General features: G+C 41.6%; 22 protein-coding genes, 1 pseudogene and 1 CRISPR repeat array. Of the genes and pseudogenes, 21 read left to right on the forward strand and 2 right to left on the reverse strand.

Annotated features, from left to right (window positions below; translation table 11 throughout):
• The 17 genes and pseudogenes from Q0460_RS04810 to Q0460_RS04890 all read left to right on the forward strand — a co-directional run.
• Window positions 1–676: pseudogene (locus tag Q0460_RS04810) on the forward strand (hypothetical protein); the annotation flags it as partial.
• Between the two features lie 49 nt (window positions 677–725).
• Window positions 726–1,484 (forward strand): hypothetical protein, encoded by a 759-nt coding sequence (locus Q0460_RS04815; RefSeq protein ID WP_299085512.1) that lies wholly within the window; start codon window positions 726–728, stop codon window positions 1,482–1,484.
• On the forward strand, window positions 1,477–1,965 hold the full coding sequence (locus Q0460_RS04820) for a tRNA (cytidine(34)-2'-O)-methyltransferase (protein ID WP_299085766.1): 489 nt from the start codon (window positions 1,477–1,479) through the stop codon (window positions 1,963–1,965). Before Q0460_RS04815 ends, Q0460_RS04820 begins: the two co-directional genes overlap by 8 nt.
• On the forward strand, window positions 1,953–3,314 hold the full coding sequence (locus tag Q0460_RS04825) for an endonuclease/exonuclease/phosphatase family protein (protein WP_299085514.1): 1,362 nt from the start codon (window positions 1,953–1,955) through the stop codon (window positions 3,312–3,314). Before Q0460_RS04820 ends, Q0460_RS04825 begins: the two co-directional genes overlap by 13 nt.
• Entirely contained in the window at window positions 3,311–3,445 is a 135-nt protein-coding gene (locus tag Q0460_RS04830) for a hypothetical protein (RefSeq protein WP_291937682.1), read from the forward strand. The genes Q0460_RS04825 and Q0460_RS04830 overlap by 4 nt, the downstream gene beginning before the upstream one ends.
• A complete protein-coding gene (gene glyS, locus Q0460_RS04835; protein ID WP_299085516.1) occupies window positions 3,429–5,456 on the forward strand; it encodes a glycine--tRNA ligase subunit beta in 2,028 nt (675 codons plus the stop codon). Before Q0460_RS04830 ends, glyS begins: the two co-directional genes overlap by 17 nt.
• 72 nt (window positions 5,457–5,528) lie before the next feature.
• Complete coding sequence (locus Q0460_RS04840) at window positions 5,529–6,260, forward strand: CRISPR-associated endoribonuclease Cas6 (protein ID WP_299085517.1); 732 nt, start codon at window positions 5,529–5,531, stop codon at window positions 6,258–6,260.
• A 116-nt stretch (window positions 6,261–6,376) separates the two neighbouring features.
• A complete protein-coding gene (locus Q0460_RS04845; RefSeq protein ID WP_299085520.1) occupies window positions 6,377–8,170 on the forward strand; it encodes a TM1802 family CRISPR-associated protein in 1,794 nt (597 codons plus the stop codon).
• Window positions 8,170–9,087, forward strand: a complete 918-nt coding sequence (gene cas7b / locus Q0460_RS04850; RefSeq protein ID WP_299085522.1) for a type I-B CRISPR-associated protein Cas7/Csh2 — start codon at window positions 8,170–8,172, stop codon at window positions 9,085–9,087. Before Q0460_RS04845 ends, cas7b begins: the two co-directional genes overlap by 1 nt.
• Window positions 9,088–9,801 (forward strand): CRISPR-associated protein Cas5, encoded by a 714-nt coding sequence (gene cas5 / locus Q0460_RS04855; RefSeq protein WP_299085524.1) that lies wholly within the window; start codon window positions 9,088–9,090, stop codon window positions 9,799–9,801.
• Window positions 9,791–10,150, forward strand: coding sequence for a hypothetical protein (locus Q0460_RS04860; RefSeq protein WP_299085526.1), 360 nt, complete (start codon window positions 9,791–9,793; stop codon window positions 10,148–10,150). Before cas5 ends, Q0460_RS04860 begins: the two co-directional genes overlap by 11 nt.
• Before the next feature lie 261 nt (window positions 10,151–10,411).
• Window positions 10,412–11,968, forward strand: a complete 1,557-nt coding sequence (cas3, locus tag Q0460_RS04865; protein ID WP_299085768.1) for a CRISPR-associated helicase Cas3' — start codon at window positions 10,412–10,414, stop codon at window positions 11,966–11,968.
• Window positions 11,968–12,465 carry a Dna2/Cas4 domain-containing protein gene (locus tag Q0460_RS04870; protein WP_299085528.1) on the forward strand — a complete coding sequence of 166 codons (498 nt, stop codon included), beginning with the start codon at window positions 11,968–11,970 and terminating at the stop codon, window positions 12,463–12,465. Before cas3 ends, Q0460_RS04870 begins: the two co-directional genes overlap by 1 nt.
• A gap of 8 nt (window positions 12,466–12,473) precedes the next feature.
• Window positions 12,474–12,752 (forward strand): CRISPR-associated endonuclease Cas2, encoded by a 279-nt coding sequence (gene cas2, locus Q0460_RS04875; protein WP_005869129.1) that lies wholly within the window; start codon window positions 12,474–12,476, stop codon window positions 12,750–12,752.
• A 16-nt stretch (window positions 12,753–12,768) separates the two neighbouring features.
• Entirely contained in the window at window positions 12,769–13,767 is a 999-nt protein-coding gene (cas1, locus tag Q0460_RS04880) for a CRISPR-associated endonuclease Cas1 (protein WP_299085530.1), read from the forward strand.
• A gap of 391 nt (window positions 13,768–14,158) precedes the next feature.
• A CRISPR array of direct repeats spans window positions 14,159–14,450; the repeat unit is 30 nt; unit sequence GTAGAATTCCATCCCGTTGGGAATTGAAAC.
• Between the two features lie 293 nt (window positions 14,451–14,743).
• Window positions 14,744–14,989, forward strand: coding sequence for a helix-turn-helix transcriptional regulator (locus tag Q0460_RS04885; RefSeq protein ID WP_040303199.1), 246 nt, complete (start codon window positions 14,744–14,746; stop codon window positions 14,987–14,989).
• Between the two features lies 1 nt (window position 14,990).
• Entirely contained in the window at window positions 14,991–15,125 is a 135-nt protein-coding gene (locus Q0460_RS04890; RefSeq protein WP_299085532.1) for a hypothetical protein, read from the forward strand.
• A gap of 935 nt (window positions 15,126–16,060) precedes the next feature.
• Here Q0460_RS04890 and ppk2 read toward each other — a convergent pair.
• The gene (gene ppk2 / locus Q0460_RS04895; RefSeq protein WP_299085534.1) at window positions 16,061–16,963 is read right to left on the reverse strand and encodes a polyphosphate kinase 2; all 903 of its coding nucleotides are present in this window, start codon (window positions 16,961–16,963) and stop codon (window positions 16,061–16,063) included.
• A gap of 108 nt (window positions 16,964–17,071) precedes the next feature.
• Here ppk2 and dsbD point away from each other — a divergent pair, with 108 nt between their 5' ends.
• Complete coding sequence (gene dsbD / locus Q0460_RS04900) at window positions 17,072–19,042, forward strand: protein-disulfide reductase DsbD (protein WP_299085536.1); 1,971 nt, start codon at window positions 17,072–17,074, stop codon at window positions 19,040–19,042.
• A 48-nt stretch (window positions 19,043–19,090) separates the two neighbouring features.
• Entirely contained in the window at window positions 19,091–19,669 is a 579-nt protein-coding gene (gene hisB, locus Q0460_RS04905) for an imidazoleglycerol-phosphate dehydratase HisB (RefSeq protein ID WP_299085538.1), read from the forward strand.
• Here hisB and Q0460_RS04910 read toward each other — a convergent pair.
• Window positions 19,664–19,828 carry a hypothetical protein gene (locus Q0460_RS04910; RefSeq protein ID WP_299085540.1) on the reverse strand — a complete coding sequence of 55 codons (165 nt, stop codon included), beginning with the start codon at window positions 19,826–19,828 and terminating at the stop codon, window positions 19,664–19,666. The two genes, hisB and Q0460_RS04910, sit on opposite strands and share 6 nt — an antisense overlap.
• A gap of 521 nt (window positions 19,829–20,349) precedes the next feature.
• On the opposite strand from Q0460_RS04910, the gene Q0460_RS04915 reads away from it, so the two are divergent.
• Together Q0460_RS04915 and Q0460_RS04920 are read left to right on the forward strand one after the other, a co-directional pair.
• The gene (locus tag Q0460_RS04915) at window positions 20,350–20,487 is read left to right on the forward strand and encodes a hypothetical protein (protein ID WP_005869117.1); all 138 of its coding nucleotides are present in this window, start codon (window positions 20,350–20,352) and stop codon (window positions 20,485–20,487) included.
• Between the two features lies 1 nt (window position 20,488).
• Window positions 20,489–21,436, forward strand: a complete 948-nt coding sequence (locus tag Q0460_RS04920; RefSeq protein WP_299085542.1) for a substrate-binding domain-containing protein — start codon at window positions 20,489–20,491, stop codon at window positions 21,434–21,436.
• The last annotated feature ends 45 nt before the right edge of the window (window positions 21,437–21,481 follow it).

Raw genomic sequence — 21,481 nt, forward strand, 5'->3', positions numbered from 1 at the left:
GCGAGTGGTTGATCCGCATACTTTCGTGGAGGATAGCTTGCGCGTGTATCGCGCGGTACAGTTTGCCGCAAGATTTGAGCTTCGCACCGAGCCGCGCACCTTAGAGCTCATGCGTAGTATCGACGTTAGCGATCTTAGTCGCGAGCGCGTTAAAGCAGAGCTGATTAAATTTTTCCGTGCACCTGCGCACCGATATGGGATGATGCTAATGCAAGAGCTGGGGCTTTATGAGCGGGTTTTTGGATTGCAGATTGATACGCGTACGCATGAGCGGCTGATAAAATTCATAGAGCACGGCGAATCTTTCGTAAGAAATGAAATGTTTTTTTTATACGCGTTTTTGAATTTTTTAGGATTAGATAAAAATAAGATTTTAAAGAATTTAGGGCTAAATTCTCTTTATAAAAGGCTACTTAGAGAGCCGTTTTTTAAGCGGGTAAGCGACGAGCGACTATGTAAAATCGCTCTAAAAATGCCGCTTAAGCAGTGGCTCGGGCTGTATTGTAAAGGTAGGGTGCAAGCGGCAAAGCGGCTTGGGATTTGGGATAAGAAATTTAAAAGCTTGGTTTGCGCCGCGGATGTCGCTCGCAATCTGCGCGGCGCTGCGATCGGCAAGGAGATCGAGAGGATGCAAGAAGCGGAGATTAGGGCGTTTGTAGCGGCTTTAAAAGCGTAAATTTAGAGAGATTTTTGTAAAATCGCCGTTTTATTTAGGAGCTAGTTTTATGAAAAAATTCTATCGTCGCGACGAAATTTACGCGTTTTGTAAGAATGCTGCGTCTTTGCAAAAGCGCGCTTTTTGCTTTGATCGCAGGCAAAATTTCGTGATTTTTGTTGCGCGAAATTTTATCTTTTGCGACGAGCGAAATTTAAATTTTTGCGGCGTAAAATTCCATAGCGAAAAGCTTAGCTCGGTAGGATTTTATGACACAGAATTTTACCTATTAAAATTCCATCCGTCGTGCTGTCATACCAAAAAAGCCCACGAGGCGAAGTTTTATGGATCGAGCGAATTTCACAGATCACATCACTGTGGCGGGAAACTATATGAGCCGTGCAGCAGCGATGCGGAATTTCACGGCTCACATTGCAGCGAGATGAAATTTTGCGGATTAGGACATCTTGGCACAAAATCTCACAGCCTGCGTCATATTAAACGCATTAAAGCAAAATTTAGCGAGCCGTATCGCCCGTCCTGTGCTATGGGGGCAGTTCTCGCGCCGCATCATAGAAAGACGCAAGAGCCGTGTCGCTGCAAGGAGAGATCTGACATCCTGCAGCATCGCAAAATCATGAACCTAAATTTTATTTCGCAGAATTTCAAATTGTGGAATTTTGCCCATTTAAATTTGCAAGGCTTTACTGCGCGAAATTCCAAGCCGCATAATTTGGCTTTGCAAAATTCTAAATCTCAAAATCTCGCTTTGCGGAATTTTAAATCGCAAAATTGTGCTCGTTCAAAATCGGTGATTTTTGATGTTTAATATCGTGTTAGTATATCCGCAGATCCACACAAACACAGGCTCCATCGGGCGCATGTGCGTCAATGCGGGGTGTCCTTTGCATCTAATTAAGCCGCTAGGATTTCTCATCGACGACAAGCATCTGCGCCGCGCGGGGCTCGATTATTGGGCGAACTTGGATCTTAAAATTTGGGAAAATTGGGACGAGTTTATGGCGGCGAATGAGAAATTTAAGCAGCGCTTCTTTTTTGCGACGACGAAGACGAACAAACTCTACTGCGAGGCAAAATTTCAGCCGGGCGATTTTTTGATTTTCGGCTCGGAGGGACACGGACTACCGCTTGAGATAATGCGCACAAACCGCGAAAACTGCATCACGATCCCGATGAGCGGGGCGGGACGCAGTTTAAATTTAGCCACCAGCGTGGGTATCGTAACCTACGAAGCGATCCGTCAAAACATCGATAAATTCGACTTTAGGAGCGCGGTTTGCGAGTTTTAGCGCTACTTTTTGCGATGTTTTTCTACGGCGCGAGTGCGGCGGAGCTGAAAATCGCATCGTTTAACGTACAGAATTTATTCGATGGCAAGGACGACGGCACGGAGTACGCGGATTTTGAGATCGGGCGCGGAGGCTGGAGCAAGCAAAAATACGAGCGCAAGCTGCAAAAGGTAGCGGACGAGATAAGCGCGCTTAATGCCGATATTTTGGGGCTGCAAGAGATAGAAAACGAAGCCGTGCTAAAAGCACTTGCTCAGAAAGCGGGCTATAAATTCTACGCTTTTTCGCGCGCGCAAGCCGCACCTGCGGGCGTGGCAGTGATGTCACGCATACCGATAAAATTTCAAAAAACCTACCGCCCGATAGAGCTTAAAACACGAGATATTTTGCGCACTGATTTCGCGCTTGGCGGCGCTGATTTTAGCTTTTATGTCGTGCATATGCTCTCTGCACGCAATCCGCTTAGCGAGCGCAAGCGCAATTTCGCCTTTTTACGCGAGGTTTTGCAAGGGCACCAACGCGCTATCGTAGCGGGAGATTTTAATACGAATTTCGGGCGAAATTCTTTGCTAAACGAGCTTATCGAGCGCGACGGATTTAATGATTTGTGGGCGCTGCATCCCTGCTCGCAGTTAAAGCATTTTGGCTCTTGTGAATCTCATGAAAGTGGCGCGGTGCTCGATCATATCTTGCTTAGCGACGATTTTTTTAGTAGCGAGCCGGGATTTAAAAAGGATAGCTTCGCGGTTGCTAAATCCTCTACCGCTTCCGATCATTTCCCGATTAGCTTCATTCTGACAGACGAAGGCGCTTTAAAATCTATGCCGAAAAAGCAAGAATTTTTAGCTAAAAATACCGCTAGCTCCGCAAAGGCTGTCACGATAGAGGAGCTTTACGGGCGCATTATAAGCGAGCCTGTGCTGATAAAAGGCGCAGTCGTGAGCTTTACAAACCGCCACGGCTTTGCGATCTCCCAAGATGGAAGCGGAGTTTTTGTCTATGGCGGCAGCGGGCTGCAGCTAGGCGATAAACTCGATCTGCTAGTAAAAAAGACGAAATTTTACAAACAAAGCTTTGAAATCGATGATTTTGAGATCGTATCTAGAAGCGGCAACGTAGGCTCTATCGCGCCATACGTTTTGCCTAGCGCATTGGTGCGGCAGCTGCGCGCAGGAGATGTGATAAGCACGATCAAAGGCGACGTTAAAGACGGCATAATTGATCTAAAAAGCGCGGGCGAGTTTAGAATTTTTCGCAAAAGCGCTCCTGTACAAAACGGCAAAAATTTAGAATTTAAAAATGCCTATTTTACGATTTATAAAGGGCAAAAGGAATTTATAGTAGAATGATACATGCCGTTATAACCGCACTTTTCGTGCTTTTTATGATATTTATGATCGTAGGATTTAACCGCGAAATGATGGAGAAAAACGAAAAACGAAATCAACGAAAAAAGGATAAAGATGGAACTACTCATTGAGATTGGGGTCGAGGAGCTGCCTGCGATCCCGTTTTTAAAAGAGCGTGCGAATATCGCGCCAAAATGGCGCGCAGTGCTTGAGGCTAACCGCATAAATAGCGACTTTCGCTTTGAATTTAGCCCGCGTAGATTTGTGCTATTTCACGAGGATTTTCCGCAACGCGGCGATGATGCACAGATCGTAAGTACGGGTGCACCAAAATCCGTCGCGCTCAAAGACGGCGCGTGGAGCCCTGCAGCGCTAAGTTTTGCTAAAAAATGCGGCATAAGCGAAAGCGAGCTGGAATTTCGGCAGGTGGGCGGTAAAGAGGTGCTATATCACGCTGCGGTGCAAAAGGGGCGCGATAGTCGTGAAATTCTAGGCGAAATGATAGAGGAGTTTTTACGATCGCTAAATTTTGGACGCGCGATGCGCTGGGGTAGCGGCGAGTTTGAGTTTATCCGTCCGATAAGAAGTATAGCCTGCGTTTTGGGCGGTCAAAACGTAGATTTTGAAATTTATGGCGTGCGAAGCGCAGCTGCATTTTTTCCGCACCGAAAATTTGGCTACGAAGCGATTAAATTTAAAGACGCCGCGGATTATTTCGCACTGCTGGAGCGTAACGGCGTAATTTTAAGCGAGCAAAAAAGAAAAGATAAAATTCTAAGCGAGTTTGCAAAGCTCGAGAAAAAGCATGGTTTTAAGATTGAGGTCGATCCTGCGTTGCTAGATGAAGTAACGGCGATTACCGAGTATCCGACGGCGCTGTTAGGCAGCTTTGAGCGAGATTTTTTAAGCGTGCCAAAAGAGGTCATTATCACTTCGATGATGGAGAATCAGCGCTATTTTCCCGTTTTCGAGGGTAAAAGCCTAAGCAATCACTTCGTTGTCGTTAGTAATGCGATCACCGATGATGACGAGCTTGTAGTACGTGGTAATGAAAAAGTTTTACGCGCGCGCCTAAGCGATGCTATGTTTTTTTGGAAAAGCGATTTGCAAGCGGAATTTAGCCCTGAAAAACTTAAGCAAATTTCCTATATGCAAGCTCTTGGCTCAGTTTATGATAAGCAAGTGCGCGAGCTAGCTGTAGCAAGGGCGCTGAGCGCGGATTATGCTACGCAGATTGAGGCGGAGATCGGCAAAAAGGACTTCGCGCGGGATGTGGAAAATGCCGTAATGTTTAGTAAAGCAGACCTTAGCAGCACGATGGTGGGCGAATTTAGCGAGCTTCAAGGCATTATGGGTAGTTACTATGCCGCACACGCTGGACTGGCAGATCATGTATGCCGCGCGATACGCGAGCAATATCTGCCTAGCGGCGAGGATAGCGAGCTGCCAAGCGGCGTATTTAGTAGCGTAATTGCTGTAGCGATGAAATTTGAAACGCTCCTGGGACTTTTTAGTATCAATAAAGTTCCAAGCGGCAATAAAGATCCGTACGCGCTTCGCCGCGCAGCTACGGGGCTAATTAAAATTTTACTAAATCAAGGATTGAGCTTTGATGCGAATGCGTTGGCGCAAAAGCTGGCGCCAAATTATAAGAAATTTGACATTTCTAAGCTGCTGGATTTTATAAAAGATAGGTTATATGGAATTTTTGACGAGATAAATCCGTCCGTGATCAAGGCGTGCATCGCAAGCGGCGAGGACGATCTATTACTACTAAGCAAGGCTATAAAGGCGCTGGGCGAGATCGCAGCAGCAGCAGATTTTGCAGAGAATTTCGCAACTTTTAAGCGCCTAGCCAATATCATCAAGGACGAAAAAATAGGCGTGGTGGACGAAAACCTATTCGAACACGACGCTGAGCGTGCGCTAAATGCGGCGTTCAGGGCGATTAAGCTCAACGAAAACGACGTGAGTGGGTATCTGCGCTCACTATTTGGGCTTAAAGGCGTGATTGATGATTTTTTCGATAATGTGATGATAAACGTCCAGGATACCGCAATACGCGCAAATCGTATCGCAAATATCGGGCAAATTTATCGCGCGTTTTTGCAGTTTGCCGATATCAAAGAGATAGGATTTTAATCCCACTTAGAACTCATTTGCCCAAGGTTTACGAGAACCTTGGGCAAAATTTTACTGCGCAAAGGAGCGCAAATGCTAATCATCAACGCAAAATTACCAACTAAAAATCTAAAAATCACAAAATCTCTCTCACAGCTGATTCAGGGCTTTCTTTATCGCTGTCTGCCGGCTTCAGAGCACGTAGGATATAGGCACGAATCAAGCGGTAAAATTTTTAAACGCACGGTGTTTGATTTTATCTTGCGAGGAGAGGACTTGCGCGTGCGATTTGCTTCATGCGAGCCGGAGTTTGAACGTAAAATCGCGCTAGCAGTGCTAAAAGACGAGCTAAGCTTGGGTGAAATTCTATTTACGCAAACTACCGTCGAAGCAAAAAATCATAAAATTTGCGAGAACGAAGCTATTGTGCAAGGCTACGTGGCGTGCGCAGTAAGCGGGCTTTTGGGGCATAAAGTCTATTTGCAGCCGCAAGATAGCAGGCATTTAGAGATGATGAAGACGAATATTTTACAGCGATTTGAAACGATTATGGGGCGAAAATATGATGGCGAAATGGAGTTAAATTTATTGTGGCAAAAGCTGGGTGAATCTGTGAAATTCTATTACGGCAACAATCGCGAGCCAGTATATGCGTGGCAAGCAAGATGGAAAATTGTAGCTAATGCAGAACTAATAAATTTGATCCTTGGCACGGGCGTTGGAAGCGGGTGCATGAACTATGGAGTAGGGGTTTTGGAGGTTGTAAAGCAAGACTGCATTAAAGCACAAATTTCAAATCCTAAAAAGGATGATTGCTTGCTTTAAAACCGATTGTATAATAAAAATTTAAAAAAGGCAAATTATTTCATTAAAACACAATAACTATTGACAATATAATTAAAATTAGTTATAATTCGCGTATATTTTAGAAAGGATAAATTTTGGGCGATATAGTTAAAATTTTTTCTAGTATCGGCGAAATTTATGATAAACAGAAAACTAAAATCAACAACAAAAGCTATGAATACGATGCTATTAAAATTTATCTTTGTGATATTAAAAGTAAAGAAATATTGGTAAATAACAATATTTCAAGAGACGATTTAATAGTTTGTAGATTTGGCATAGGCGCGAATTCTGGCAATTTGTTCCCTAATGTCCAATTCATTAACAAAGCCGTAAAAGACGATACTCCTAAATTTATAAAAGGAATTTCAAAAGCCGTAAAAAATATGCTCTCTTGCTTCAATCCTGACGATATCAAAAATGATAAAATATTAACGGATTTATCTAGCTTAAACGAGAGCTTTTTTGATGATATTTTAAGTGAAATTGTAGCTCTACAAGAAGAGCCTAAGAAAAAGGGCATGAAAGTGGCTACTTTTTTTGCATTATCTTGGGAGGGTAGACCAGTTTCAGCGTATTTCAAAAATATTTTTACGAGTCATTTAAGCGATAGCGATAATGGTAAAACTGCCAAAATTTATGGTTATGATATGCTTACAAATAGTATTGGTATCGGTGGAGATGCGAATTTAGCGTTTTGTTCCGTAAATGAGCTGCCGACTGCTTTGCAAGACATTAAAGTTAGATTACTACCTCTAAATAGTGCTAATGCAAATTTGGTTAAAAACGGTTTTATGGCAATTGATAAGGAATTATCTTTTAATTTTTACGGGGATAAAATGGCGGTCTTACCGACGTTAATGGTAAATGATACAAATTTATTAGAAAAAATAGTGGAAATTTTAAAAGATCCGAGCGAAAAGAAAAAAGATCTGCAAAGCATACAGAATATCGAAGAAAGTATTAATTACGAGTTGGAATCCGTAGCTAAAGCGCAAGCAAATATGCCCGTGCTAAATACAATTCTATTTTATAAAAAAGGCAATGCTGCGGTTAATGTATTATTGCAAATAGATGATGTATTGCCGTCTTATATTTCTAAAATTTCCGATTTAATGGGTAGATATAATATTAAGGCGATTAGGCGAAAAGATAGTAAAGATCAACAAGATGATACTATTTACATGCAAAATTTATTTCTTAAAAACATCGATATTATGGATTTTTTATTATCGCAAAATAGGATGAATTTAGATGATATGATGGAAAAATATGCTGCTTTGATTTATAAAGGCAATATTAACTCTAGTTATGCGTCAAAAATAGAGTGGGGATTTTATTTTAATTGCGTTAAGACATATCAAAATAGAAGTATAAAAAGTATCGAAAAATATCAAAATTTCTTTAATGAAATAGGTGCTTTAAATAAAAAAATATCATTTGCAAGGGAGGTTAATTTGCAAGGCTTAAGTGATAAAAAAGAGTTAATAAACTCGATTTTGAAAAATAGCGAATTTCTAAAAGATAATGAAGTATTGCAGAGTGCATATTTGCTAGGGATGATGTCTGCAGGGTTGATAAATCGCCAATTTGCTATTAGCAAAAATAGTTCATTCGAAAAATGGCTGAATAATGCCGGATTAATTACGAAAGAGCTTTTAGAACGGATTTGGACCAAGTGCGATGAAACTAACAAAAAACTCTCCAATGTATCGCGAGGAAAAAGAAGTGCTAATATAGAAATCATGCGCGATATTTTGATTGGAATTTTACCAAGTGCGTTTTTATCTCAAAAGCGGGTTAAGAGCGCTTATGTAACGCTAGCTTTTGCTATGGGCGGAAGTGATTTTACGAAATATATTAAAGATAACACTCAAGGAGGCGAGTAATGAAAAAGAAGGAAATTCTATTTCTTTGGGACGGCGAAAATTTTAATCCAAACGGCGATATGCTAAGAGATAACGCTCCCAGGATAGACGATGAGACAGGTATAGCAGAAGTTACTGATGTACGTATAAAGCGAACAATTAGAGATGAAATTATGAAAAAAGACGAAAGTGCGATTTTCATTAAAGAGTATAAAAGAGATGAAAATATCTTAGATTGCAAAAGCGCAATACGTGAAGTAATTAACGTGAAGCAAGAAAAAATCGAGATTGAAAAAGAAATTTTATCTAAATTTATCGATATTCGCGCATTTGGTGGAGTTTTGCCGATATCGGATAAAGACGAGATGAAAAAAGAAGGCATAAAAACAGCCGGAATTCAATTTGTTGGACCAATTCAGTTTAGAATTAGCAGATCGCTTCATAGAGTTGCGGTAGAGCATATAAAAGGCACCGGCGCATTTGCAAGCGGTAGCGATAAGGCAAATAAAACGTTTAGAGAAGAAGATTTTTTAAATTATGCAATCTTTGCAACTTACGGAATAGTGGATAATCATAGTGCAAAGATTACAAATTTAAGTGAAGATGATGTGAAAGTGATTTTAGGAGCGCTTTGGAGCGGGACTAAAAATTTAATTACTCGCACGAAAATGGGTCAGATGCCTAGATTTATGCTAGTAATTACATATAAAAATGATACTTTCGCTGGAGATTTAAATAACTGTGTGGCTATAAATAGTAGCAAAGAAGACATAGAGATAAGAAGTATAAATGATTTTACGATTGATTTTTCTAGATTAAAAGCTAAACTTACCAGATACGCGCAAGAGATCGAAAAAATAGAGTATATGAGCGATTTTGACTTCGAGCAAAATAACAGATCACAATTTGATAGTAGTTGGATAAAAATAGGATTTTAAATGGATATAATAGCTTTTGAGCTATCGGGAGATTACGCGCATTTTTCTCATCCGGCTACTATATACTCGTCTCTTACATATCCCGTGCCGCCAAAGACTGCCGTCATGGGGCTTTTGGGATCGATTATAGGTGAAATGAATTATTTTAAACTTAACGATATAGGTTATAGCGTTATTTTAAGTTCGCAATTTCGCAAAAAAACTATGATTTTTAACGGTATAAAATTTGCTCTATCGTCAAATATGCATATCGAACAAGGCTATCAAGATTCTAGCGAGAAAAAGCAGTTTTATAAAGAGCTAATAAAAGATCCTAGATATGTCATATTCGTTGATTTAAGTGCTTTAAAAGCTTCTTATAAAGAAAATATAATCGACAGCTTAAAAGCTCATAGATGTGTCTTCACACCATATTTAGGTATAAATTTTTGTATAGCGGATTTTAAATATATCGAGATAAAAAATTGTGAATTGGTGCATGGAAAGGAAAGTTTTATAGATACGTTCGTTTTAATGGACGATTTTATATTTGATGCACAAAGCTTTGATATCAGACTTGCTACGGCTAGAATGGCTTGCGGATGTGAAGAGGGTAGAATTTTTAAGGATTTTAAAGATTTTGTTATTAAGTTAAGCGGCAATAGTCAAATCAAAGTAAAGAATAGAGGAAATATCTATCAAATAAATGACTACAAGGTCTACTTTGCAAAGTGAGCCGCTATCACATCCCAACAAACCACTAATAAAGCATATAGCAAATATGCTTGCTGAAGCGGATAGTAGGCTTTTACAATGCATTAAAATTTATCACGATATAGCTAAGCTAAAAACTAATTTTCAGATTTATATCAAAAACCCTACTGAAAAAATTGCAGATAAAAATCATGCTTTATTATCCTCTTACATATTTTTACTAAATTCAGAATTTAATGAGCTAGATACGGCTTTTGGATTTTTGTCCATCGTATCACACCATGGAAATGTAGAAAATTTTTGTGAGCTTACAACGCAAAATAAAAATTTCGGCAAATATTTTGAGAGCTCGAAAGAGCTAGACTTTTGAGATGAAGTCTTAGATAAAGCTTTAGGTTTAGAAATTTACAAAGATATTAAAAGCGATAAAAATGAGCTTTTAATTAAAGCTAAGCATTTAAGAGAATATTTCAAATTTGCGAAAAAGAAGTTTGATTATGATGACTTTTTAAATTTCAAAGACATATTTTCGTCGCTTATTTATAGTGATAAATATGAAGCTATTTTTAATCAAAGAATCCCTGTTTCTAAGCCGGCGAATTCTAATACGATCGAAAAATATATCAAAGCCCTGGAAAATCGTAAGCCAAATGCGAAAAGAAGCGAGTTTAGAAAATTTGTTTTAAATAATTTCGATGTAAATCATAATCTTTTTACTTTAACCGCGCCTACAGGCTACGGTAAGACTTTGACTGCGCTAAATTTTGCCGCTAAATTTAATAAAGAACGTATTATTTACGTGCTGCCGTTTACGGCTATCATAGATCAAGTTTATGATGAGATAAAAGAGATTTTCAAAGACGATAAAAATATATTAATTCATAAAATTCATCACAAAACTATGATAGATGAAAGCACCCCGCAAGATCGCTATTCTAAAGTTAAATTTTTGATGGATTCTTTTAGCGGAGATATTAACGTAACTACGCTATATCAATTTATATTTGCACTCTTTGGAAACAAAAATAAAGATAGCGTAAAATTTAACCGATTAAAAAGTAGTGTAATAATAATCGATGAAGCGCAGGCGGTACCGTATAAGTTCAGGGCGGATTTTATGAAACTTTGCGAGATGATGGCGGAAAGATTTGGCTGCATTTTTATTTTTATGTCCGCCACGATGCCTATTGTTGATACGACTAAATTTAAAGAAATTTCAAATTTAGATTATTTCAAAGACCAAAATAGATACGTTTTGAAGTGGTTTGATGGTGACGAGAGTGCCTTAAAAGACAATATTAAACAGTTGGCAAAAAGCAAAAATACACTAGTCGTCGTAAATACCATTAAAAAAGCGCAAGAGCTATTTTTGGAATTTTACGATGAATTTAAAGTTTTTTGCCTAAACGGATATATGTGCGACGATCACAAACGAAAAAATATCGAAAATATAAAAGATGCAATTGCTAAAAATAAGAGTGAGCACGGTGATTCGATCTTGCTAATTTCTACGCAGTCTATCGAAGCTGGCGTGGATTTGGATTTTGATGTCGGATTTAGAGAGATAGCGCCCATTAGCTCGATTATCCAAACTGCCGGTCGTATAAATAGAAATTTCGCAGCTCTGGGAGAATTATACGTATTTAACGATATTTGCGACTACTCCGATCTCATTTACGGTGATTTAAAACGCATTAGCGATAATATTTTGGTAAAAATTCTAAAGCAAATGGATATCATCGAAAGCGAAATTTTAGATATTTCCACTAGGTATTTCAGCGCCATAAAGCAAAGCTTAGAGGGCTTATTTTTGGCGGAACAGATACGAGAGCTCGGATTTTACGATATAAACGAAAAGATTAGCGAGGCTATGGATGATGGGCTTAAAATTTTAGTAATAATCGAGCCAAAAGAAGATTATATTAAAGAATTTCAAAATGAAATTTTTGAAATCAATAGGCTTGATATGGACAAATTTACTAAGAAAGATATATTTACGAATACTATTAAGAAAATTAATAGATTTGGTGTAAATATCACAGAATTTGATGCAAAGCGTTTAAATATAAAGCGTATTGATGGGCTAAAAGATGTCTATTATTTACCATTCGGCGATACTTCGTACAATAATAATTTCGGGATTAAAAAGGATGCCGCCTTAAATCTCAAGAATGAGTTTTTCGACTAATGTTTTGCAAGGACCAAATCACCGGCACGCTTGTGAATTATTACGTCACCTGTAAGCGCGAAGCATGGCTTTACGGACACAATATTCACGCCAATCAGGAGGATGAAAACATGCTGATGGGCAAGGCGCTAGCAGACATCAAAGAGAGCGGTTTGCAGGACTTCGCATTTTCAAATTTGAAATTCGACAAGCTTTCTAAGCAGCGTGGACATTATCTCATCACTGAATATAAAAAGAGCCTAAAAAATCCAGAAGCAGGCAAGATGCAGCTACTTTTTTATATCTATCTTTTAAAAACAGGCTTAAATTTAAAAGAGGTGAAAGGCAAATTAATTAGCGGCAAAACCGTCATAGCCATTGAGGATAATGCCGAAAATTTCACTAAAATCGAAACAATTCTAAACGGCATTGCCGCCCTTGTGAATGAGCCAAAGCCGCCTAAATTTAGCCTGCAAAAGATTTGCGAGAGTTGCGCTTATCGTGATTATTGCATTTAGGAGATAAAATGTACGCTATTTTATTTTACGATATTTCAAGCAGCGACGAAAAGGAGAAAAATAACGCTGCGCGCGTCCGAAAGGCGGTCGAGAAGTTTCTGCCTCGCGTGCAATTCAGCGTTTTTGAAGGTGAAATCAGAGCGAGCGATCTTAAAAAATTAATGGCGATTTTGCAAAAAGAATGCGCCAGCAAGCTTGATTCGGTAGTAATTTATACTTTTAATTCGCTTAAATATTCACAGCGTCTCGTCATCGGGTGCGATAAAAACGAGGCAATATTCAGCTAAAATTTAAGGATAAAGTATGCAAAAATCGGATCGCACGCATTTTATTTTAAGCCCAGGCCGATTGCGCCGCAAAGATAATAATCTATACTTCGATAAATTTAACGACGAGGGCGGAATTTTAACTAGTAAAATTTTGCCGATTAACGCAATTTATGAAATTTATATTTTGGCGCGGGTAGAGCTTGATACTTATGCTATGGCGTTTTTGGCTGATAATAACATTTTGCTGCATATTTTTAGCGCCTATCAGAGCTTCCGTGGCAGTTTTTTCCCGAACACTTCAAATTCTGTAAACAAAAGCGGCTTTGTGCTTTTGGCGCAGCTGCGGGCTTTTGACGATCTTTCTAAGCGCCTTTTTATCGCTCGCGAGATTACTCGCGCTCGCATCTTAAATGCAGCCATTAATTGCAAGGCTTACGGCGTCTCGCTCGATACTGTGCCGCATCTGGATGCTCTAGCGCGCGCCTGCGACATAGCAGCAGTAATGGCGGTGGAAGGTGGCTTTGCCAAGCAATATTTCGCGGCTTGGAACGAAATCATCGAGGATCAGCGCAGTTTTAAATTTACGACGCGCTCCAAACGCCCGCCGGCAGATAAAATTAATGCCCTCATTAGCTATGTAAATACGCGCATTTATAACATCTGCTTCAGCGAAATTTACAAAACCGAGCTTGATCCGCGCATCGGCTTTTTACACGAGCCAAACTACCGCGCGTTAAGCCTGCATCTTGATCTTGCAGAGATTTTTAAGCCTATTTTAGGTGATAGATTAATTTTTGGAATGTTAAACAAGCGCGAGATTACGGCAAAAGATTTTGAAACGGATGCGGGGCGTATTCAATTCGGTCGAGAAGCGGTGCAAAAGATCGAGCTAAAAATGATCGAGAAACTATCATCTTGCGCAAATGTAGCGGGACAGAACCTAACCTGGCGTCAAATCATCCGTCGCGAGGCCAATCAGATTAAAAAATACGTCTGTGAAGGCGTGCCTTACGAGGGGCTGGTATGGCGGTAGGTCTCAGGGCTTCAAGCCTAATTTATGCTTTTTAAATCTTCACTAGAATCATTTGCGCCTATAGATTGTGTCCTCTTAAGATGTATGTGCTTTTGAAATAAATTTGATCTGAAGCACGGAACGGCGAACGAATTGGCTTTAAAAATATATATGCTTTTAAAATTTTAGCTTTTTTTGTTATTCACACTTCGATTTTTTGAATGTCTTATATTGAGATTTTAACATTTGCACTCACGATACATATAGATAGCGATAAAGTTGCTTTTAAGATTTTGAAATGCCTAATTTTGGGCATTTAACAATCGGCGCTTTTTTAAATTTAGTCCATTTTAAGGCATAAAAATATATACTCCTAACGCTTTCTACCTAGAAAAATGGCAAAATTCGTGCTGTAGAATTCCATCCCGTTGGGAATTGAAACTTGTCGTTTATAATCGCGTTATTTGCAGCCTCGCGTAGAATTCCATCCCGTTGGGAATTGAAACAATTTCATCATTCCTTTTTCAATTCCTTTCAGATGAAGTAGAATTCCATCCCGTTGGGAATTGAAACAATGGCTGAGAAACTAAATATCAAGGATTTAGCGCGCGTAGAATTTCATCCTATTGGGAATTGAAGCGCTCTTTGTGCCGGCAGATATGGCTCGGCATAGGGTAAAATTCCATCTTGTTTGTAATTGCTGCCAGAACCGATCAAAAAAATCAAATCCCAAAAGCTTCGATGTGTAAAATTTCATCTATCCCCATTTTAAAATTTAATGTGCCGTTCTGTAATATGCCTGTTTGTGCAAGCTGGTTCATCTTTACGGCATAATATGCAAAATTTTATAAAATTTTATGTTTATTTTATGCAGTATTCTGTATAATTCACACGAATAAACGAAGTATTTTGCTATTTTTACTTATGAATGACACGATTTTTATTCATTTTATACGATTTTATGTATAATTAACGAATAAATTTGTATAATTTTCATATGTTAGAAACGAGCGATATATTCAACATTTTGCACAATGCCGTCGAAGCCAAAAATAATGGCAAAAAGATCTCGCACGCCGCGATGGCGCAGAGGTTAGGCGTGTCGATGCGGACGTATCAGGACTGGCGCTTGGGCACGACCAAGCCGCAAGCCGCGACCGCGATATGCCAGATGTTGTGCGAGCTCGATAGCGACGACGCTGCGTTTGTGCTGCATAAGATAAAAAAACTTATAGGAGAGTAGGGTGCAAAACATTACTTTGCAAGAAAAGCTGGATCTGCAGGGCGTCTTTAGCGTGATTTATGAGAAAAAAGAGTCAAAATTCGCGATCTTTTATAAAGCGGTTTTGAAGAAATTTTTTAAAAATTTTAAAAAATAATTGGCGGAGGCATTTAATTATTATACTTTGCGTGACAAAGGCGGTAGTATCCATTAAATTTAGATGATTTTTCCTTTTTATGACGACCACGCCGATATTCTTTGTTTTGCAGTTTCAAAGGTTACTGCTGAATTCTGCTTTATAAAATTTTTTCCATCTTTCTGCCTCTTTGGCATCATCTAATTTAATTTTAAATTCTATACTTTGGCTCATGATCTTAAATTTATGGCGTAAATTTAATTGAAATTAATGCAGAATTCCTTCTTTAACCTAGCTTTTAAGATCCCTAGCGTGCATTTTTACAAATATTTTGGAATTTGCTACTAAATGAGTTGCATTTAAATCTATTTATATTGCGGCAAATATACAGTTCGTTAAAATTTTAATTTGTGAGTAACTCCAAAATTTCATTCGTAACCTATAAATTTAATATATTTGGTGGCAAATTGAAACCGAATGAAATTTCGCATAAGTGCCCCATGCTGTATCCTATCCCAGCCACAACTAATCTTTTTAAATTTTATAGCGAGACGAGAATTTTACCCATTTCTGCCGCAAAAGTCGCATCGCGTGGATCCGTTTTGATTTCAACAAGATGAATTCTACCGCCTACGCAAATCGTGCAATAAGCCCATTTATGCATTTCAATTCCCAAAGGATAGAATTATTCCACATTCCTGCGGGACGCTATAAAATGCAGTGGCAGAAGTTTCAATTCCCAACGGGATGGAATTCTACGAGACCGAAATTTACCTTAAAAAACTAGAAGCTATGTTTCAATTCCCAACGGGATGGAAATCCCGCTAAAGATTTTAAATGAAAAGCTGTAAAATTCAATGCCTTTCTATTATTGGGAAATAAATCCCTAATGAGGCAATTCCTGGCAAGAAAATCCTCCCTAGCAATTCTTAGCGGGTAATCTTTATTGGCAAGATTTAGCCCTTTCTCTTATCCTTCTTATTCTTGCGAGAGGGGCTTTCCAGCTTGCGCCAAGCCTCGCTTTTTTGGCTATCCTCCATTAAGACTATCTCCCTGGCGCCGTTTCGCACGAGGTTTGGATCCACCGCAAGTTCCTTCGCACCAATTTTTTCGGGATAGTCTATGCGCGAGAGGATGCAACGGAAGGCGTTTAGCCGCGCGATCTTTTTGTCGTTGCTATCAAGGATCGTCCACGGCGCAAACTCGGTATTTGAAGCGAGCAGCATCGAGTATTTTGCGAGCGTGTATTGATTCCACAGCTCCTGCGATCTCGCATCCACCGGCGAGAGTTTGTATTGCTTCAGCGGGTCGGTGCGGCGCGATTCGAAGCGCCTTTTTTGCTCCTCTTTGGAGACCGAAAAGTAAAATTTAAACAAAATTATCCCCGCACTTACCAAAAGCTCCTCAAATTTAGGCACTTGGCGCAGGAAATCTTTATGCTCGGCGTGGGTGCAAAAGCCCATTACCGGCTCAACCATCGCGCGGTTGTACCAGCTGCGGTCAAATATCGTGATCTCGCCGCCGCTGGGTAGGTGCGAGACGTAGCGCTGGAAGTACCATTGAGTCTTTTCGACGTTGCTCGGCTTTTCGAGCGCTACGATGCGGCATCCGCGCGGATTTAGATGCTCGGTTAAACGCTTGATCGTGCCGCCTTTGCCCGCCGCATCGCGCCCCTCCATCAAAATCAAAATTTTTAGCCCCTTCTCTTTTACGAATTTTTGCAGCTTCAAAAGCTCGATCTGGTATCTCTCAAGCAGCGTTTCGTAGTCTTTGAACGATATTTTTTCATACTTTGAGCTTTTAAATTCTATCTCTTTCAGCGCTATTTCGCCCGTTTCGGTTTTGATCTCTTTACTCATATCGCCTCCTAAAAATTTTAAGGAATTTTACAAAAAAGTTCTTTATATTACACTATAAATTCATACTTATTACGTTAGAATGTAGGAAAAAATTTCAAAGGATAAAATTTGATCAGATCACTGATTTTGGCAGCGTTTTTTCTTTTAGGCTTGGGCGCCGAGCCCCTGAAACCCTCCGATGCGTTCAAGCTTAACGTGGCGGCGCAAAGCGATGGCGTAACGTTAAGCTTTGATATCGCGGACGGGGTCTATCTCTATCAAAACGAGATAAAAATTTTCATCGGCGGCGCGGAGGTGACGAATTTAATAAATCTGCCCGCCGCGACCGAATATAAGGATTATAAAATTTACGAGGGCAAATTTAGCATCGCCGTGCCTTTAGGCCTTGTGCTTGCAAATGCCGCAGACAGCGATGATTTCGTGCTTAACGGCGATTTTTTGGGTTGCACGAAATCTGGCTTTTGCTACCAACCGCAGCAGTTTGGCTTTAGCTTCAAGCGCGTGGTGGAGGGCTATCAGATCAGCAAAATTTCAAACTCCGAGCTGAAAAGATACCGAAGCGGCGGAAATTCCGCGCAGATTTCTGCCGCATACAGCGCACAAGGCGGGGCTGTAAATTTTAAAAGCAATACTACAGCAGCGGGCGCAGAGACAGATTCTGTGGCGGACTCGCACGCGGCGGGAAATTCCGCTACAAGCTTGACAGAAAACGCTGCTGTAAATTCCGATGAATCCTCCGCTCACAAAAACCCACGCGGCGCAAATTCCATCTCCGAGCAGGATAAAATTTTAAACGTTCTTGGCGGCAAGAGCTTCATCGCGGCGATCGCGCTGTTTTTCGGCTACGGCGTGCTGCTTTCGCTAAGCCCTTGCGTCTATCCGCTCATCCCGATCCTCTCGTCGATCATAGTGGCAAAAACCTCCTCCAAGCCGAGCGCGAAAACGAGCCTCGCCGTAAGCCTTGCGTATATTTTTGGGATGGCGAGCTCGTATGCGATTTTGGGGGCTTTCGTGGCGGTTTTCGGGCAAAATTTACAAGGCCTGCTGCAAACTCCGCTCGCGCTGATCTTAACCTCGCTCATATTCGCCGCGCTCGCGCTTTCGATGTTTGGATTTTACGAGATTCGCTTGCCTGCGCGCTTTCAAAACTTCTTAAACAGCAAAAGCGAAAAGAGCGGCGGTCTGATCGGAGTTTTTTCGATGGGGCTTATCTCGGCGCTCGTCGTATCACCGTGCATCTCCGCTCCGCTTGCGGGCGCGCTCGTTTATATCGCTGGCAGCGGCGACGTCCTGCTGGGCGCGGCAGCTCTTTTTGCGCTGGGGCTCGGAAGCGGCGCGCTGCTGCTTGTGGTGGGGCTTGGCGGCGCGCTACCGAGACCGGGAGCTTGGATGGAGGCGGTGCCTAAAATTTTCGGCTTTTTGCTGCTTTTTACGGCGGTGTGGATTTCGCGCACGCTCATCGGCGAAAATTTAAGCCTGCTGATTTATGCAGTTTTAGGCGCAATCTTCGCAGGATTTTTGGGGCTGTTTGACGGCGCTGCGGGCGGTATCAAGCGCGCTTTAGCCCTCATAATCGCTCTATATTCGGCGCTGCTGCTCGCGGGCTTTGCCAGCGGCGCAAAAGATTTTTCCAGGCCGCTTGGTAATCTAATCCCGCAAAACGCGAGATATTCCAGGGACGGCTTGGGCGAGAGCTTGCAGGCGGGTGAAATTTCTAGCGCTCAAAATTTTAGCGGTGCACATTTTTCGTTTGTGCGCGATCTGGCGCAGCTGCAGGGCGAAATAGAAAATTCTAAAAAGCCCGTGATAGTGGATTTTTGGGCTAGCTGGTGCAAAAATTGCGAGCAGAGCGAGCGAGCGTTTGCAGACCCTGCGCTTGCCGGCGCGCTTGATAAATTTAGCCTTTTAAAGATCGATCTTAGCGAAGATAGCGAGCAAAATAGGGCGATAAAAGCGCATTTTAACGTATTCGGTCCGCCTACGATTCTGTTTTTTAAAGAGGGCGCCGAGATTGCGAGCCTGCGCCAGATCGGCAGCGTAAATTCCGAAAAGCTGGCTGAGATTTTAAGCGAAATTTAGTGAAATTTAGATAGATTTCAAACAAAATTTAGTTTTAAGGATTGCGCGATGATAAGCAAAAATAGGGCTACGAAAGAGACTAAAATCGAGCTTGAGCTGGAGGTTTACGGGCGCGGCTCGGCGCAGATACAAACGGGCATCGGCTTTTTCGATCATATGCTTAGCGCGTTTGCCAAGCACGCGTGGATCGATCTAAACCTGCGCTGCGAGGGCGATTTGCAGGTCGATTTTCACCACAGTGTAGAGGACTGCGGCATCGTGCTCGGAAGCGCGATCAAAGAGGCGATCTATCCCGCGCAAAACATCGAGCGCTTCGGCGATAGCGTCGTCGTGATGGACGAAGCCGCCGTAAGCGCCGCGCTTGATTTTTCCAACCGCGCGTTTTTGGTATTTGATTGCCCGAGCCTAAAGCGCGGCAAGATCGGCGAATTCGACGCCGAGCTCGTGGAGGAATTTTTTCGCGCTTTGGCTTTCAATGCAAATTTCACGCTACATATAAACCAAATTCGCGGCGAAAATCTGCATCACGTCGCAGAAGCCGCGTTTAAGGCGTTTGCCGTCGCATTTCGCCGCGCGATAAGTATCAACGAGCGCGCCGGCGTGCCTAGCACGAAGGGCGTTTTATAGCAGTAAGTGCGCGCCAAGTTTAGTAAATTTGGCAATTCGCGGTTTTGTAATTTTATCGGCGTTTGAAATTTTACTCTTGCCGCCGCTTGAAATTTGCAAAATTTCGCTTTCGCTCGGGCGAGGATCGCCCGCTTTATTAAGAGCTTGCTTTAGGCGCATTTGCGCTTATGCTCTTGCTTGACTGGCGCGTAAATTTAATCGGCGCGCTAAAATGCCGCTTTGTACATTAAAATTTAAAGGTAAAGAATGAATATTTTTGGATCGCTTATGGAGATTTTAAATGTGCTCTTTTTGATCTGCTTTGTTTGGCTTGTCGCGTGCTTGATTAAATTTATCAGATCAAAAGACGAGCCGGAGCGCCATAAAAGAGATAAAAAATTTCTAATTATTTCGGCAGTTGCGTTTGCATGCGCTTTTACTCCACTCATATATTCTCAGTGGCTATTCGATCCTTTTTCCATGTTTATCTTGGTTTTTACTGGGCTGCCGGTAGTTTCGCTCATTTGGCTAATCGCAAGTTTAGTAAAATTTATTAAATCTGCTAAAAGTGCACCCGAGCGCCGCAGAAGAATTAGAAATCTTTTGATCCTCTCTGTGTTTTCGTTCATAATTTTTTTGAGCGTCCTAATGGGCTTTTTTTGGCTACTTAATCACGCAATCGAGCATATGTGAGGCGCAAAATGAGCGATGAAATTTTTCAAAAAACGATCGCCGTAATATTTACGGCTTGGGCGATTAGCGTTTGCGCGCTAGTCGCAGCGGCGCTATATCTTCAGAGTAAATGCTCGATCATCTCCTATATCGCAAACGGAAACTAAGATGAAGCGTGCAATTATCGCCATTTTTCTGGTGTTTATCTTGGCGGCTTTCGATTTTACGTTTTACCGCCTCGTCGTGAAGCGATACGTTAATCAAAGCAGCGCCGAGATGCAGGCCAAATCGATCGAGCTGCATAAATTTCTGCCGTTTGATGAGGGTTCGCAGATCGTGCGTGTTAGTTCTAGCTTAAAACTTAGCGGCGATCTGCCGATAATCGACGGAGCAGCGGCTTTGTATCCCGTCTTTTCGGCATTCGTCGCGGCGAGCTATCCGAAGGAAAGCGTGGAATTTGACGGGCAAAATTTCACGAGTGCTAGCAGGCTTAAATTTAGCAATACCCGCGGCGCCTACAAGGCCATAAGCGACGGCGAGGCGGATCTCATTTTCGTCGCTGCTCCTTCGAAGCAGCAGCTTGCTTATGCTCAGGAAAAGGGCGCGCGCTTGCGCTTTGTGCCGATCGGGCTGGAGGCGTTCGTCTTTATCGTAAATGCAAATAATAAAGTTTCAAATTTAAGCTTGGATCAGGTGCGAGGGATCTATTCTGGGGAGTTTGACGATTGGTCGCAGCTAGGCGGCGAGCGTATGCGAATAGATGCCGTGCAGCGAAACGCGGGCAGCGGCAGCCAGAGCGCGTTTTTAAAATTTATGGGCAAGACGCAGCCTAAGCGCAAGATCACGGGCTTTTTCGGCAGCGCGATCGGCTTTTCGTTTCGATACTACGTCGAAGGGATCGTGCAAAACGGCGGCGTGAAGATGCTTAGCCTAAACGGCGCATATCCGAATAAAGAAAATATCGCTAGCCGCAAATACCCGCTCGTAGCCGAAATTTACGCGGTTTACGATGAAAACAACAAAAACGAAAATATCCGCACGCTGATAGATTGGATCCTTTCGCCGCAGGGGCAAAGCATCATCGAAAATAGCGGCTACGTGCCGATTAAGGGCTAAGATCGCAGCTTAAATTTATACGGCGTTTGCCAAAAATTCAGCCAA

The organism is uncultured Campylobacter sp. (assembly GCF_937980635.1).
Taxonomy (GTDB): Bacteria; Campylobacterota; Campylobacteria; order Campylobacterales; family Campylobacteraceae; genus Campylobacter_B.

Coding starts and splice junctions, on each gene's coding strand:
- Q0460_RS04840 (WP_299085517.1), top strand. CDS start 5,529: ATGCTAATCATCAACGCAAAATTACCAACTAAAAATCTAAAAATCACA.
- Q0460_RS04815 (WP_299085512.1), top strand. CDS start 726: ATGAAAAAATTCTATCGTCGCGACGAAATTTACGCGTTTTGTAAGAAT.
- ppk2 (WP_299085534.1), bottom strand. CDS start 16,963: ATGAGTAAAGAGATCAAAACCGAAACGGGCGAAATAGCGCTGAAAGAG.
- glyS (WP_299085516.1), top strand. CDS start 3,429: ATGGAACTACTCATTGAGATTGGGGTCGAGGAGCTGCCTGCGATCCCG.
- Q0460_RS04870 (WP_299085528.1), top strand. CDS start 11,968: ATGTTTTGCAAGGACCAAATCACCGGCACGCTTGTGAATTATTACGTC.
- cas2 (WP_005869129.1), top strand. CDS start 12,474: ATGTACGCTATTTTATTTTACGATATTTCAAGCAGCGACGAAAAGGAG.
- cas5 (WP_299085524.1), top strand. CDS start 9,088: ATGGATATAATAGCTTTTGAGCTATCGGGAGATTACGCGCATTTTTCT.
- cas7b (WP_299085522.1), top strand. CDS start 8,170: ATGAAAAAGAAGGAAATTCTATTTCTTTGGGACGGCGAAAATTTTAAT.
- hisB (WP_299085538.1), top strand. CDS start 19,091: ATGATAAGCAAAAATAGGGCTACGAAAGAGACTAAAATCGAGCTTGAG.
- Q0460_RS04885 (WP_040303199.1), top strand. CDS start 14,744: ATGTTAGAAACGAGCGATATATTCAACATTTTGCACAATGCCGTCGAA.
- Q0460_RS04830 (WP_291937682.1), top strand. CDS start 3,311: ATGATACATGCCGTTATAACCGCACTTTTCGTGCTTTTTATGATATTT.
- Q0460_RS04820 (WP_299085766.1), top strand. CDS start 1,477: ATGTTTAATATCGTGTTAGTATATCCGCAGATCCACACAAACACAGGC.
- cas1 (WP_299085530.1), top strand. CDS start 12,769: ATGCAAAAATCGGATCGCACGCATTTTATTTTAAGCCCAGGCCGATTG.
- Q0460_RS04920 (WP_299085542.1), top strand. CDS start 20,489: ATGAAGCGTGCAATTATCGCCATTTTTCTGGTGTTTATCTTGGCGGCT.
- Q0460_RS04915 (WP_005869117.1), top strand. CDS start 20,350: ATGAGCGATGAAATTTTTCAAAAAACGATCGCCGTAATATTTACGGCT.
- Q0460_RS04910 (WP_299085540.1), bottom strand. CDS start 19,828: ATGCGCCTAAAGCAAGCTCTTAATAAAGCGGGCGATCCTCGCCCGAGC.